Source organism: Mycoplasma sp. 2575, from assembly GCF_053851635.1.
Window position 1 is genome coordinate 12939 of sequence record NZ_JBSQBB010000008.1, and the last position, 15679, is coordinate 28617.

Here is a 15679-nt window from a genome sequence, read left to right on the forward strand (position 1 = left end):
TACTTATATATAATTTATATAAAATTATATTTTAATTTAATAAATTTTTATGATGATTTTAATATCTTACTTAAATACTGGCCAGTATATGAGTAGCTAACATCAGCAACTTGTTCAGGTGTTCCGGTTGCAACGATATTGCCTCCATACTTACCTCCATCAGGGCCCAAATCAATAATATAGTCGGCACTCTTAATTACATCGAGGTTATGTTCAATAACTATAACTGTATCGCCATTATCGACAATTCTATTCAAAACATTCAATAAATTTTGTACGTCATAAGAATGAAGGCCAGTTGTTGGTTCATCTAAAATATATAACGATTTACCAGTAGGTTTCTTTTGCAAATAAGTTGCTAATTTAACTCGTTGTGCTTCGCCACCAGATAATGTTGTTGCATTTTGTCCGAGTTTTATGTATCCTAAACCCACATCAATTAATGTTTGCAATTGATCTCTAATTTTAGATTTTTGAATAAAGAATGTATATGCTTTTTCGATAGTCATATTTAGCACATCATTTATTGACTTTCCATGATATTTTACTTCAAGAGTTTCATAATTATATCTTTGACCATCACAGTGATCACATGTCACATATACATCGGGTAAAAAATGCATTTCAATTTTAATAACTCCATCACCCTCACATTTATCACATCTACCTCCGGGTATATTAAATGAAAATCTTGATTTAGTAAATCCTCTAATTTTTGATTCTTCTAAATTAGCAAATATTTCTCTAATATCATCAAATACACCAGTATATGTAGCAGGATTAGATCTTGGTGTTCTCCCAATTGCACTTTGGTCAATTTTAATTAACTTATCGACTTCTAAAAATCCATTAATTTTTTCGTTTTTAACAAGGCTATAATAAGCCTTTCTATTCAACGCGTTTTCCAATTCCTTAACCAATTCTTGATTAATTAAGGAAGATTTACCAGACCCAGAAACACCAGTAATTGCAATAAATTTACCTAACGGAAATTTTAACGTTATATTTTTTAGATTATTAGCAGTAGCTTTTTTTAATGTTAATACTTTACCATTACCAGAACGCCTTGATTTTGGCACCTTAATTTCAAGTTTTTTTGCAAGATATTGGCCAGTAATGCTCTCATTTGTACTCATTATTTTTTGAATATTGCCACTAGCAACAATTTCTCCACCGTATTCACCAGCTTTTGGACCAATATCAACTATAAAATCAGCATGTTTTATTGTATCTTCGTCATGTTCAACAACAATCAAGGAATTACCTAAATTAACCATTTTTCGCAATGAATTCAGTAATTTTTCATTATCTTTTTGGTGCAAACCAATTGAGGGTTCATCCAAAACATATAAGACACCTGTTAAATTAGCACCAATCTGTGTTGCTAACCTAATTCTTTGAGCTTCACCGCCAGAAAGCGTTTCTGCTTTTCTATTCAAGGTTAAATATTGTAATCCAACATTGATAAGAAAATCTATTCTATGGTTTATTTCTTGCAAAATAAGATTAGTTATTTCTTTTTCGAGGTCAGTCATTATTATATTATTAATAAATTCTTTAAGTTCTTCAATGGACATATTGCATAATTCATATATATCCAAACCATTAATTTTAGTAGCAAGGGCAAATTTATTCAATCTTTTTCCGTAGCATTCATCACATTGAGTATCAGACAAATAACGAGAATAATACATTCGCATTTCATTTGATGAAGTATCAAGGTATTTACGCTCAATTTTTTCACAAACACCTTCAATCCTTTTGTTACGTTCATATTTAATTCCATTTTCAGAAATAATAGTATAGGAAATTTCCTCCATCGAGCCATATTTTAAAATATTTATATGTTCCTTAGATAAATCACCTATTGGCACGTCTTTTGGAATACCATAGTAGCCTAACATTCTATCAAATTCCTGCCACTCAAGATTGCGAGAATTAATGATATTTTTATAAATTAATATTGCACCTTCATTTATTGACATTGTTTTATCTGGACATATTAAATCTCATGATGCTTTTTGCAAGACACCAAGTCCCTTACATTTATAACACATTCCATTTGGTGAGTTAAATGAAAAAAGTCGTGGTTCAATTTTTGGCATATTAAAATCGCCGTATTTACAGCTATGTGTTGTTGAATATGTGTTTGTTTGTCCTTCAACAACTTCAATAGTCACCAATCCATTAGAATAAGATAAAGCAATCTCGACAGCCTCAGCAACACGTGACATTGTTTCTTTATCATTTGATAAACTAAAGCGGTCAATGATTAAGTCGATGTTTCACCTTTTATTCTTATCCAAAATTGGGTCTTTTTCTAGTTCCAAAATAGTACCATTAGCTTTTATTCTGAGAAAACCGTCCTTTTTTAGTTTTGCTAACGTGGTAGCAAAAGATCCCTTTTGATTATTAATTATTGGAGATAATATAAATATTTTAGAACCCTCATTTTGCGACAAAACATAATTAATAATATCTCGGCTTTTTTGCGCTGTAATTTCAATTTTATGATTTGGACAATAAGGTTTTGCTATTCTTGCATATAACAATCTCAAAAAATCATAAATTTCCGTTACTGTGCCAACAATACTACGAGGATTATTGTGGACCGTTTTTTGCTCAATAGAAATGGCAGGGCTCAATCCTTCAATACTATCCACATCAGGTTTTTTTGTTCCACCTAAAAATTGTTTAGCATAATTTGATAAGCTATCAACATACCTTCTTCTACCCTCTTCATAGATGGTATTGAATGCTAGCGAACTCTTTCCGGACCCTGAAAGCCCGGTGAAAACGACAAATTTATTTCTTGGTATTTCAAGATTAACATTTTTTAAATTATTTTCTCTTGCATTTTTAATAATAATATTATTATGTTTCATAATATAGAATTATATTAATAAATTAGTGTTTTTAAATAGTAAATAAAAAATTAAAAAATGAATATCTATAATAAATGCGATATTCATGATGGATTGTTTGATTTCTAATTATTTAATAATGAATGTTTACCATTTTGAATTAAGAATATTTATTAACATATTTAAAAAAATAGACCATTTTTAGCTTAATTAAGGCCTATTTTTTTATATTTCTATAATACAAGCAAATAATGAAAATAATATATTATAAGAACTAACCTAATTTATTTCATCTTCATCTATTGTTTCTTGTTCTTGCTCTCTTGTTTTTTCTCTTCCTGACTTCTTTTCTCTATATATTTCAAGCACAGTTCTTATAAATGATTCATCTTCAAAGTCCGTAATGTTCATTGCGGGCACACCAGGAACAAAAGTTCCCTGTTTAACCTGAGCAACAAATTCCTTTAATGTTTGAACGATTTCTGCTTCATCAATTCCCATATCAATTAAAGGCTCAACGAAACTTTCTATAAATGCGTATCTCAAATCATCACGAGTTTGAATTTTTGAAGTATCAAAAGGCAAGTCTAAATCACCATTCTTAACTTTTTCAATCATTTCTTTCTCAGATTTTGCATATTTTTCAGGATTATTTAGAATTTCTTGAATTTTCTTTACATCATTATGTTCAGATTCCGATAATTCTTTCGAACCAAAGAAATTACCTATTGAACCCATATTAAGCAACTCATGGTCATTTAAACTAGGGGCAATGTATTCAAAGTATGACTGATATATTTTATCTTTACTTCTTCATTCAAAAATTGATGAAATTTCTTTAGATATGGTTGAAAGTTCTAATCTTGAAAGAAGACCGAAATCAAAAAATTCCGTCGTAGCTGAAACTTCCCCAAAGGAAGGAACAAGAGAATTATGGAAAGCATATACGTAATTATTATCATATAAAGATTTTGCTAGTTGCATACCAAAAACGCTTGTGTTTTTACTATTTTCGACCCTATTTGTTTTATTAAATTTTAATGAATGCTTTAATACCGCATCTGTGTTTTGCTTTAGCATAGCGCTAAATCTTTCGGCCAATGATACTCCAGCGTATTTAATACCCTTCTTAAGAGTAAATTCAAACGAAACAACCGAAAAATCAGATAATATTGCTGTAAAATAATTTGATTTCTTATCAAGATATTCTATTTTTTTGAATAAAAAGTCATCAACATTGGCAATCAAGCCTTTTTGAGCTCTTGTTTCAAAAGTTATTTCTCTGAGTTCTTTCTCATCGAATTCACTTGTATCAAAGATTGGATAATATGGATTCTTATTATATCCATAGAAAGATAGAATTAATCTACCCAATTCCTCAAATGTTAAATTATCAGATATAATTAGTTCTAACGGCTGATCTTCGCCCAAAAAGTCAACTAGTTTAACATTAGTTTCATTAAAAAAAGGAGATAATTTATTAATATTATTAACCTTTAAAATATAATTTTGTCCAATTCTTGTTACCTTCATCTTACTTCTCCTTTATAAATTCATGAAACATATATTTTCTTGTAATATTCTTTAATCGATATAAATAGTCCAAAATAGCTTCCCCTAACCCATTTTGTGCTACATCACTTGTAAAAAGTTTAGCAGTTTTTAATACTTCATTAGATGAATTATCCATTGCATATGAATAATCAGTAAGTTTTAACATCGGGGTATCATTATTACTATCTCCGATAGTCATAACTTCTTTTAGCATTACTTCTTCATTGCTATAAATATTTTCAACCATTCATCTAACAGCACTTCCTTTATTAACTCCTAACGAATTAATTTCTATATTGCAATGGGTCACAATAATTTCCATTTTATCTTTTAGGTGTTTGATACTATCATATATTTTTTCATATAGTGTTGTTGATGGCTGATCGTCAATGGCATACAACTCAATTTTAATAGGTTTTATAAACTCGCCTTTCCATAATTTAGGTATCATTTTCTTATTTTTGTCACTAACAAAATGATAATTTATAACCTCGTCAATTATAATCTTTTCATCTTTTAGATAAAAATAATTTTTGTCATCTCAAAAAATAACTTGTAAATTTAACTCATTTGCAATTTTAATTACTTCTTCTAAATAATAGAATTCAATATTTCAACTCTTAATAATCTCTGCTTTTTTCACGTCATATATTTCAGCACCAGATGAACAAAGAAGATATCTCACATTTAGTCTTTTAGCTAAATTTAACATGCGCTCTTGCACCGGATTTCCGGTGCATATGTTAAAATCAGCACCATTATCAATAGCAAACCTAATATCATATTCGGTATCTGGTCTTAAATCAAAATTTCGATACAGCGTACCATCTACATCGCTAAAAATAACAGGTTTTTTGTTATTAATTATTGCATACATTATTTAGCTCTTCCTTTCTTAGCTTTAAAAGCTATTTTCTTGCGCTTAACCAATATTGCTATTATTATATATAAAAATAATGCACTAAAGCTAATTGTGGGGACAACATATCCAACAATTTTCCACTTTTTATTGCTATCATTATTTTTATCATATTCTCTATTATAAAACCAATGGCCATATAGAACAATCTTGTTGCTACTAATATTTTTTAATTCCTCAATTTTCTTGGATTCTTTTAAATATTTTTTCTTTGTTAACCAAGTTCAAACTAATATGGCTGCTTCAGGCAAGGGGAGTTTTTGACTTCTCAAAATTACTATCAATTTTTCATCATCATTTTTTGTTTTATTATAGTTATCAACAAGATCAATAAAATCCTTAGAAATATATTTTTTAGCAGTTATATTATTATCTAACGCTTGTGACTCTTTTGATGTTAAATCAGAACTTTTACCATTTATTTCTATTTTATCCAAGGCGTTTAACCCTTTTTCACTACCCCACTCAAAGAATGATTCATAAGTATAATCCTTATAAGAAATATTTTCATCTTTTACTTTTTTAGCCAAAAGAAAATCATCTCAATTAAGCTCTTCATATTTTTGTTTAATAGCACTAAATTCAAGACTTTTATCTTCTTCAACTTGATTTTTATTTTTACATGAAACAACTAATGGTGCAGTTGCAAAAACAGGTAATGTAACTAATGATGATAGAAATATTTTTTTTTGCATTTTCTTCATAATTACAATAAATTTTATAATAATTAAGGCTATTTTTTGAATATTTGAAATAACCAAAAAATATTACATTATTTATGTTTAAATTATTAATAGCATTATTCTAAAAATAAGGAGGTAAAAATATGAATAATCTTTTAATTGCCTTGATTGTAATTAGTGCATTAGCACTAATAGGAATAGTTTCCACATTATCTTATTTAATCACACAAAGATTAAGAGCTGAAAAGGCAAAAACAAAAACTGAGGAAATTATAAAAAATGAAATCCAAAACCATCTAAATGAAATTAATAACCATATTGAAATAAAATTAGATAAGTTAGAACTAAATCAAAAAGCTTTTTTAGCTGAAATCATTGGTGATAAAATAAATAATTTAAAAAATGAATTAAACAAAACAATAAATGAATTTGGAAAGTCTTATAATGAAATAATCAACAATAATTTGGTTCGAATAGCTAGTGTTATAAAAGAAAGTAATAAGGTTCAAAATGAAGATCTAAATAAATTATCAAATGTTTTAAGAGAAAATGTTAATACAAGACTTGAAGATATAACTAAAAGAAATCGTGAGTGATTTGAAGAAATTAAAACAAAAATAGATAAACACTTTGAAGATAAATTAACAAAACAAATCAATGAACATTTTAATAATATCAAGAGCTCTATGGATGAAATGAACAAAGGCATGACTGAATTTAGCACTATTCAAAAAAGTGTTATTGATCTTAACAAAGCCTTCTCAAACAATAAAACTGTAGGAAATTTTGGTGAATTCTCATTAAGACAAATTTTAGAAAACCATTTTCCGTCACTTAAAAATAATCTCTGATTTGAACAATATAAAATTGATCCAAAAAGTGATGAAAAAGTAGATTTTGTTATTAGGTCAAAAAATATTATTGATGGCAAAGAACAAGAAATCATTATCCCGATTGATAGTAAATTTCCTTTAGATACATGAAATAAATATATTGATAAGGAAAATGAAGTAGATAAAAAGGATGCTCTTAAAAAATTAAGAGATAAACTTAAAGAAATGGCTAAAAGTATTAGAGATAAATATATCAAGCCATATCATAATACTACACCTTTTGCCATATTATTTCTGCCATCTGAGAGCATACACCTAACATTAATTCAAGACAATAACTTTATACCTGCAATATTCAATGATTATAAAATATTAATAATAGGCCCAAGTTTTATGATGGCTTTTATATATAGTTACTCTGTTCAAAACCAAAATTATAGAGTTGCAAAAGATATTGAAAAAATTAAAGATTTATTTATCGAAATTCAAAATAAATACAATGTTGTTAATAACAATATTATTGATGGTTTAGATTCTATTGGACAAGCATCTAAAAAGATTGGAAAAGCATACAAATATACAAACGAAGTCATTAATAAAATTAGCAAAAACTCTAATGAATTAGGCATTCCTGCCCCCGTTATAAAGGAAACCACTGAAAAGAAGAAAAATAAAATAAATGCCCTAATTTCTGATGACATTTAAAAAAATAAAAAAATATGTTGCACATATTGTGCAGCATATTTTTCAAACTAAAATTATTTTGTAATCTTTGTTACAGTTCCGGCACCAACAGTTCTACCACCTTCACGGATTGAGAATCTTGTTCCTTCTTCAACAGCAATAGGTGCAATTAAAGTAACTTTTAATTCAACTGTATCCCCTGGCATAACCATTTCACGTTGTCCGATGAATGCAATTCCACCTGTAACGTCTGTTGTACGGAAGTAGAATTGTGGTTTATAGTTTTGGAAGAAAGGTGTGTGACGTCCACCTTCTTCTTTTTTAAGAACATAAACTGTAGCTTCAAATTCTGTGTGAGGAACGATTGTTTTAGGTTTTGCTAAAACTTGTCCACGTTCAATTTCTGATCTATCAATACCACGTAGTAATAAACCAGCATTATCCCCAGCTTGAGCTTCTTTTAGGTTCTTTCTAAACATTTCGATACCGGTAACAACTGTTTTCTTAGTTGGCTTTAATCCAACAATTTCAACTTCTTCGTTAAGTGATAAAACACCACGTTCAACTCTACCAGTTGCAACTGTTCCACGTCCTGTAATTGTGAAAACGTCTTCAATAGCCATTAAGAATGGTTTTTCTGTTTCACGTTTTGGTTCTTCAATGTATGTATCAACAGCATCCATTAAGTCCATAATTTGTTGCTCATAAGCGGCGTCGCCTTGTAATGCTTTAAGAGCTGAACCGGCAATAACAGGTGTATTGTCTCCATCGAAACCATATTCGTTTAGCAATCCACGGATATCCATTTCAACTAAACCAATCATTTCTTCTCTTTCATCATCACTAAACATATCAATTTTGTTTAGGAAAACAACAATTTTAGGAACACCAACTTGTTTTGCCAATAAAATGTGTTCACGTGTTTGAGGCATAGGACCATCAGTAGCAGCAACTACTAATATTGCACCATCCATTTGAGCGGCACCTGTAATCATATTTTTAACATAGTCAGCGTGACCTGGACAGTCAACGTGTGCATAGTGACGCTTTTCTGTTTGGTATTCGATGTGTGAGGTGTTAATTGTAATACCACGTGCTTTTTCTTCTGGGGCATTATCGATTGAAGCGTAATCTCTAGCTTCTGATAAACCTTTTTTAGATAAAACTGTTGCTATCGCAGCTGTTAATGTTGTTTTACCATGGTCAACGTGACCAATTGTTCCAACGTTAACGTGAGCTTTTGAACGGTCAAAATCTACTTTTGCCATTTTCTTTCCTTTCGAGTTAACTATATAAATTTTTAATTTTTTTATAGATATTAAAATCTTTAAGATTAAACGCGTTTAACCACCTAAGCATAGCCTTTCATCTATGTCCTGTCCAAATTAAGGCGTTTAACATTGATTTTTAAAGTAAATAAGTAATGAAATAATTTTAACAAAAATAAAAATTTTTAAAATTTTTTTAAACTTTTATTATAAAAACTTTAAAAAAGTAATATAAATTTTTCAATTTAATTTAAGTCATTTTTTCATTTTTAATTATCAAAAAATCACAAAATATAATAATACTAAATTAATAGCTATTAATTAGAATCCCTTAAAATTCTACCTAAAACTATTTGCAATTGTTCTAAAGGAACAGACTGTAGTACGCCATTTTCAGCAAGCGTTATACCGCCGTTTTCTTCGCTCACAATTAATGTTGAAGCATCACTCATTTCAGAAATTCCCATTCCGGCGCGATGTCTTGCACCATATTTATTATCAATTGACTTCTTAGTTATTTTATAAAATGTAGCAACATAGTAAATTTTATTATTTCTTATAATAACCGCGCCATCATGTAAGGGGCTATGTTTATTAAAAATAGAAATTAAGATCGAAGAAGAAATATTCGCATCCAAAATAATTCCATCTGTTCTTAGTGGGTCTAAATTATCATTATTTTCAATTGTTATAATTGCACCAGTTTTTGTTGCCGAAAGCTTCTCTAGCGCTTCTCTCAATTGATAAATTATTCTAATTTTAGTTGAGCTTCCAAGACTCTTTTTAATAGACTTATTTTTCTTCTTAGCATTTACAATGTTAATAATATAATTAACTGATAAAACAACCGAAATAAAGATTACAAAAAATAAAATAATATATTCAACCATTAAAAACCTCATCTAATTTTATGAATTACCATTTGCTAATTTAATAATTATTATCAAGACAATGATTTGAATAATTATTACAAAAATAATTGCCAAAATTCTTCTTAGTTTACTAATTGGTTTTGCTTGTGTTGCCTGTGGAGAATCAGATCATCTATCGAACTCAATATATGTTTGATACTTCATTTGCAATTGTGTTTGTCTATTCTGGGCTTGCTTAATTATTTCCTTATTTCTTTCATCCATAATATTCATAAATCTCATCTTTTGAAAATAATTAAAAATTTCCATCTCAGAATAATCCTTAAAAAATTTAGCATTCTTCTTATATGACTGAAATTCAGTAATGATTCTTGAGATATTATCGCTCTCAGGATCATAATTCAGGGTTCTTGTATCTTTTTGTTTTTGAGCCATCTTTCTCCTAACAATCAATAAATCATCATTTTAATATGTTTGATTATTAATTAAGATTATTTTATTATAATTACACATATATTAATAAAAATTTTATATTAAATTACTAAAAAATATAGGAGATAAAATGAAAAAAACAATCAAGGATATTGAACTTAAAGGAAAAAAAGTAATTCTAAGAGTTGATTTTAATGTCCCTGTTTCTAACGGAATGGTTATGGACACAAAAAGAATCGATGCAGCATTGCCAACAATCAAGTACATTTTAGACCATGGCGCATCACTAATTATGCTTTCACATTTAGGAAGAATAAAAGCTCCTGAAGACAAATTAAATAAATCGTTAAAGGTTGTTGTAGAAAAGTTTTCTGAAATTCTAGGCAAAAAAGTGGACTTTATTCCTGAAACTAGAGGTGAAGAAGTTAAAAAGGCAGCTTCAAACCTAAAACCAGGAGAAATTATTTTCTTAGAAAACACTCGTTTTGAGGATTTAAATGATAAGGCTGAGTCGGGAAACAATGAAGAATTAGCAAAATATTGAGCTAGCCTAGGAGATGTTTATGTTAATGATGCCTTTGGTGCTTCACATCGTGCTCATGCTTCAACGGCAGGTATTGCAAAATTCATCAAGGAATCAGCACTTGGTTTATTAATGAACAATGAAGTTTTACACTTATCTAAAATATTAGATGGATTCGAAAGACCATATGTTGCTATTATTGGAGGAGCAAAAGTTAGTGACAAAATCAAGGTACTTGAAAAATTATTCAATGTTGCTGATAAAGTTCTAGTTGTTGGTGGAATGGCATATACCTTCCAAAAAGCGTTGGGTCACAAAGTGGGAACATCAATTTGTGAAGATGACAAAGTAGAAATGGCAAAACAATATTTAATTGAATATAAGGACAAAATTGTTTTACCAATTGACAATGCTTACACTGATGAATTCGCTGATAAAACTCCTTTATTTACAACAAAAGATAATATCAACATTCCTGATGGATATATGGGATTAGATATTGGCCCACAATCAGTTGAGCTATTTAACGAAATTATCGCTTCCGCAAAAACAATATTTTGAAACGGACCTGCAGGAGTAACTGAATTCAAAAACTTTGAAAATGGAACAAAAGGTATTGCTATAGCTATTGCAAATAATGAAAGAGCTTACTCTGTTGTCGGTGGCGGTGATTCAGTAACTGCTATTAACAAACTAGGATACCAATCAAAATTCAGTTTTATTTCAACTGGTGGCGGAGCTTCTATCGAATTCATTCAAGGTAATAAAATGCCCGGTTTTGAAGCAATTCAAGATAAAGAGTAATAGTTTAATATAAATTAAAAGAGAGTTCATTTTTCAATGGACTTTTTTGTTTAATTTGTTAAAATTCTTTTATGAAAAAAACATGTTTAACATTAAAAGAAACTCAGTTTGCGATTGAAAAACTAAAAGACGTTTTTTCACATAAATTAAGAAAAGCCTTAAATCTTACAAGAGTATCAGCACCTATGTTTCTAAGAAGTAGTAGTGGCTTAAATGATGGTCTCTCAGGAGAAAAACCAGTTATATTTAGACCTAAAAATATTAATGAAGATATCGAAATTGTTCACTCACTAGCAAAATGAAAAAGAGATGCCTTAGCAAGATATAATTTTAACGTTTATGAAGGTATCTATACTGATATGAACGCAATAAGACAACAAGAAAATATTGATAAAACCCATTCTTTTTATGTCGACCAATGAGATTGAGAATTAGTTATAAATAAAAAGGATCGTAATATTAATTTTCTTAAAAAGGTTGTTAAAAAAATATATAAATGCCTTAAAGAAACAGAAAAAACCATTAATAAAATTTATCAAATTTTCGCAACAAAACTTCCAGAAAAAATTTTCTTTATTAGTTCAAATGAACTATATAATCTCTACCCAAATATTTCGCCTGAGGAGAGAGAATACGAGATAGTAAAAGAACACAAAGCTATTTTTATTTACCAAATTGGTTATCTATTAAATGATAATAAGCCACATTCAAAAAGAGCTAAGGACTATGATGATTGGATGCTTAATGGTGATTTAATTGTTTATGATCCAATCAACGATATCGCTTTGGAACTAAGCAGTATGGGAATTAGAGTGGATGGTGATTCACTAAGAAAACAATATCAACTAAGTGATTATGAAATAGCAAAAATAAGTCCATATCATAAGGCTATTTTAGAAAACAAATTGCCTTTAACTATCGGTGGAGGACTAGGGCAATCAAGAATTGCAATGTTTTTATTAGAAAAAAGACATATTGGTGAAGTTCAAGTTAGCATTTGAAATGACGAGACTAAAAAAACGATCAATGAAAATGGCATAATTCTCTTATAAAATGATATACTTTTACCATAATTAAAATACATAAAGAGTTGTTAGCTTGACGGCGATGAAACATGCCAACCTGTTCATATAGAATAAGGTGGATAGTCAGAGATTTTTACAAAAAATCTAACATGTATCATTTGTAAGTTTATTTAGTCAAAAAACAACCTATAAAATAGAGTTGTTTTTTTATGTTTTTAATTATAGCTATAGAAATTTAAAGGAGAAATACAATGAAGAGATTATTAACAAGCGAATCTGTGGGTGCGGGACATCCGGATAAAATTTGTGACCAAATTTCAGATGCGATTGTCGATGCTTTATTAAAGCAAGATAAATATTCAAGAGTAGCATGTGACGTTATAGCAAATGATGACCTCATATATATTGGTGGCCAAATTTCAACAAAAGGTTATATTGATACTATTAAGGAAGCATGAAAAATACTTAAAAATTTAGGCTATAAGGAAAACGATTTTAAAATAATTAACGCAATTACTGAACAAAGTCCTGATATTGCTCAGGGAGTAAACAAGGACAACAATAAAGAATTAGGTGCTGGCGATCAAGGGATTTTGTTTGGTTATGCCACTTGCGAAAATGAGTATTATATGCCATGGCCTATTGTGCTAGCTCATGAATTAGTAAAGCGTGCCGAAAATTTAAGAAAACATAAAAAATTTCCATATGCAAAGTCAGATATGAAAAGCCAAGTCACAGTTGAATATGATGATAAAAAAAATACATATACTATTAAAAAAGTTTTAATGTCAATTCAACATGAGGAAAATTTTAATTATGATAAATTTAAAACCTTTATAAAAACAAATATCGTTGACTATGTTTTAAAAGAACATAATTTCAATTTAGATTATGAATTATTAATAAATCCCACCGGTAGATTTGTAATAGGGGGACCAACCGGAGATACTGGTTTGACTGGTAGAAAAATAATTGTCGACACTTATGGTGGTTTTGCAAGACATGGTGGTGGGGCGTTTTCAGGCAAGGATGCAACCAAAATAGACCGTTCTGCAGCATATATGGCAAGATATATAACCAAAAATTTTGTTGCTGCTGGCATTGCAAAAAAAATGGAAATCCAATTATCTTATGCCATAGGATTGCCTAGACCACAATCAATTTATATTGAGACTTTTAGTACTTCTAAATATACAGAACAGGAAATAATTAATGCCGTTTATAAATTATTTGATTTAAGTGTTGAAGGAATTATAAACACACTAAATTTATTAAATCCAATTTTTCTACCAACCGCAACTTTTGGTCATTTTGGTAGAAATGACCTTAATTTAAGTTGAGAAAAAATTGACAAAATAAATGAAATAAAAGATTTCTTTAAAAATATAAAAAGATAAATTATAATTTTATATGTGTCTAGGGGATTAGTTTAATGGTAGAACAATGGACTCCAAACCCATTTGTGCGGGTTCGATTCCTGCATCCCCTGCCATATCATAAAATTGTTATAAAACAAGATGCATTACAAATGTATCTTGTTTTTTTAAAAAAGTAAAGCATTTCTTATTAATAGATTTAATAGGAAATGTAAAACGGCTAACTTCGCGTTTTATGGCGATTAGGTTTATTTTTAATTTTTTAATTAGTTATATCGGTATAAATATCTTTTTTTCTCAAAATCTGTTAAATTCTAGATTTCTATTTTTTATATTTCACATTACCTCCTATAATGATTTTAAACTATAGGATGTTGCAAAATGATTGAGAATTTACAAATTACGAACAAAAATATGCCTTATTAAGAAATGGCAAAAAAGAATTTATAATTATTAAAAATAGCAAATAATATAGGAATTAAATTAAAATAAAGGAATAAAAATGGGATACCCAAAAATTATTATTAATGAAACTAAATTCAAAACTAACGTTAAAAGAGCAATCGAAATTTGTAAGGTTAAAAATATTGAGGTTTTAGCAGTAACTAAAGGTTTTTGCGGAAATAGAAGAATGGCGGAATTATATGCTGAGGCCGGCATAAAAAACTTTGGAGATTCACGGCTAGATAATTTTGAAATATATAAAGATATACCAGGTCACAAACAGCTTTTAAGAATACCAATGATTTCTGAAATACCAAAAATGATTGAATTATGTGATTCATCATTAAATGGCGATTTAGATGTTATTAAAAAAATTAGTGATTATTGTTTAAAAAACAATAAAAAGCCGCATGAAATTGTTTTAATGGTGGACTTAGGTGATAGAAGAGAAGGCGTTTTGCCAGAAGATGCTTTAAAATCAGCTAAATTAATCAATGAAATGAAAGGTGTTAAATTAATTGGTTTAGGATGCAATTTTGGGTGTTATGGTGCTAGAATACCATCTGATGAAACAATGAAACAATTCGTTGAAATCCAACATCAAATTGAGAGTGAACTTAATATCAAATTAACTCATATGTCAGGCGGAAACTCATTGAGTTTACATATGGTGTGAGAAAATCGTATGCCAGAAGAAATCAATGTTTTAAGAATGGGTTTTGCAATGATTTTTGGTACTGAAGATATGTATCGTCAAACAATTGATGGAATGTATCGTGATGCATTTAGATGCGAAGTTGAAGTTGTTGAAGTTGATTATAAAAGCTCAATGCCAATTGGTGCTTGCGGAATTGATGCGTTTGGACATGTTCCTTATTTTGAAGACATTGGTAATATAAAAAGAATTATTTTGGCAATCGGTAAATTGGATACAATGTTTGATGCTATGATCCCATATGATGAAAAACTAAAAATTTTAGGTGGATCTTCAGATCATATGATTATCAACGCTCAAGATTCAAATATTGAATATAAAGCCGGTGACATCGTTACTTTTGGTCTTGACTGAGGAAGTTTATTATATCTATTCAATTCTTCATATGTAATTAAAGAATTTGAAAAATAGTTTAATTTTTGTAAAAAAATAACCAAACTTATTGAAAAAGAGATTTTTTGGAACTGTAGATAATTTTGTGTAAAAATCTCCTAATAGCAAATATTTAAACTCAAAATATTTATATAGGAAATTTTTTTAATATGCTAAAAAAGAAATTAAAATGCTAAGTGCAAAAGAATTATATGATAAATATAAATTAGCAACTTAGGAAAAGATTTGCAAAATTATTAAGCAAAATACCAAGGATCTTATTCAAATAATACCAGAAGAAGAGATGAAAA

General features: G+C 28.8%; 12 protein-coding genes and 1 tRNA gene. 6 read left to right on the top strand and 7 right to left on the bottom strand.

Features of this window, described 5'->3' with window-relative positions; all coding sequences use genetic code 4:
* Positions 1 to 47 precede the first annotated feature (47 nt).
* From uvrA to ACWXVU_RS02025, 4 genes are all read right to left on the bottom strand, one after another.
* Positions 48 to 2885 (bottom strand): excinuclease ABC subunit UvrA, encoded by a 2838-nt coding sequence (gene uvrA / locus ACWXVU_RS02010; RefSeq protein ID WP_456012079.1) that lies wholly within the window; start codon positions 2883 to 2885, stop codon positions 48 to 50.
* A 258-nt stretch (positions 2886 to 3143) separates the two neighbouring features.
* The gene (locus tag ACWXVU_RS02015) at positions 3144 to 4397 is read right to left on the bottom strand and encodes a hypothetical protein (RefSeq protein ID WP_455994269.1); all 1254 of its coding nucleotides are present in this window, start codon (positions 4395 to 4397) and stop codon (positions 3144 to 3146) included.
* A 1-nt stretch (position 4398) separates the two neighbouring features.
* Positions 4399 to 5295 carry a Cof-type HAD-IIB family hydrolase gene (locus ACWXVU_RS02020; RefSeq protein WP_456012080.1) on the bottom strand — a complete coding sequence of 299 codons (897 nt, stop codon included), beginning with the start codon at positions 5293 to 5295 and terminating at the stop codon, positions 4399 to 4401.
* Positions 5295 to 6041 (bottom strand): hypothetical protein, encoded by a 747-nt coding sequence (locus ACWXVU_RS02025; protein ID WP_456012081.1) that lies wholly within the window; start codon positions 6039 to 6041, stop codon positions 5295 to 5297. Before ACWXVU_RS02025 ends, ACWXVU_RS02020 begins: the two co-directional genes overlap by 1 nt.
* Before the next feature lie 122 nt (positions 6042 to 6163).
* Here ACWXVU_RS02025 and ACWXVU_RS02030 point away from each other — a divergent pair, with 122 nt between their 5' ends.
* Positions 6164 to 7558 carry a DNA recombination protein RmuC gene (locus ACWXVU_RS02030; protein ID WP_456012082.1) on the top strand — a complete coding sequence of 465 codons (1395 nt, stop codon included), beginning with the start codon at positions 6164 to 6166 and terminating at the stop codon, positions 7556 to 7558.
* A gap of 53 nt (positions 7559 to 7611) precedes the next feature.
* Here ACWXVU_RS02030 and tuf read toward each other — a convergent pair whose 3' ends face one another.
* The 3 genes from tuf to ACWXVU_RS02045 form a co-directional block, all read right to left on the bottom strand.
* Positions 7612 to 8805 (bottom strand): elongation factor Tu, encoded by a 1194-nt coding sequence (gene tuf, locus ACWXVU_RS02035; protein WP_438340734.1) that lies wholly within the window; start codon positions 8803 to 8805, stop codon positions 7612 to 7614.
* Positions 8806 to 9122: 317 nt separating this feature from the next.
* Positions 9123 to 9695, bottom strand: a complete 573-nt coding sequence (locus ACWXVU_RS02040; RefSeq protein WP_438340733.1) for a diadenylate cyclase — start codon at positions 9693 to 9695, stop codon at positions 9123 to 9125.
* An 18-nt stretch (positions 9696 to 9713) separates the two neighbouring features.
* Positions 9714 to 10112: a hypothetical protein gene (locus ACWXVU_RS02045; RefSeq protein ID WP_438340732.1), complete on the bottom strand. Its 399-nt coding sequence runs from the start codon at positions 10110 to 10112 to the stop codon at positions 9714 to 9716.
* A gap of 127 nt (positions 10113 to 10239) precedes the next feature.
* Between ACWXVU_RS02045 and ACWXVU_RS02050 the strand changes: the two genes are divergently transcribed.
* The 5 genes from ACWXVU_RS02050 to ACWXVU_RS02070 all read left to right on the top strand — a co-directional run bounded on the left by ACWXVU_RS02050 (position 10240) and on the right by ACWXVU_RS02070 (position 15407).
* Positions 10240 to 11436 (top strand): phosphoglycerate kinase, encoded by a 1197-nt coding sequence (locus ACWXVU_RS02050; protein ID WP_438340731.1) that lies wholly within the window; start codon positions 10240 to 10242, stop codon positions 11434 to 11436.
* A gap of 71 nt (positions 11437 to 11507) precedes the next feature.
* Positions 11508 to 12488 (top strand): aspartate--ammonia ligase, encoded by a 981-nt coding sequence (asnA, locus tag ACWXVU_RS02055; RefSeq protein ID WP_456012083.1) that lies wholly within the window; start codon positions 11508 to 11510, stop codon positions 12486 to 12488.
* A 224-nt stretch (positions 12489 to 12712) separates the two neighbouring features.
* Entirely contained in the window at positions 12713 to 13858 is a 1146-nt protein-coding gene (gene metK / locus ACWXVU_RS02060) for a methionine adenosyltransferase (RefSeq protein WP_456012085.1), read from the top strand.
* Positions 13859 to 13879: 21 nt separating this feature from the next.
* Positions 13880 to 13953: transfer RNA gene (locus ACWXVU_RS02065), tRNA-Trp, on the top strand.
* 386 nt (positions 13954 to 14339) lie between these two features.
* Positions 14340 to 15407, top strand: a complete 1068-nt coding sequence (locus ACWXVU_RS02070) for an alanine/ornithine racemase family PLP-dependent enzyme (protein WP_456012086.1) — start codon at positions 14340 to 14342, stop codon at positions 15405 to 15407.
* The last annotated feature ends 272 nt before the right edge of the window (positions 15408 to 15679 follow it).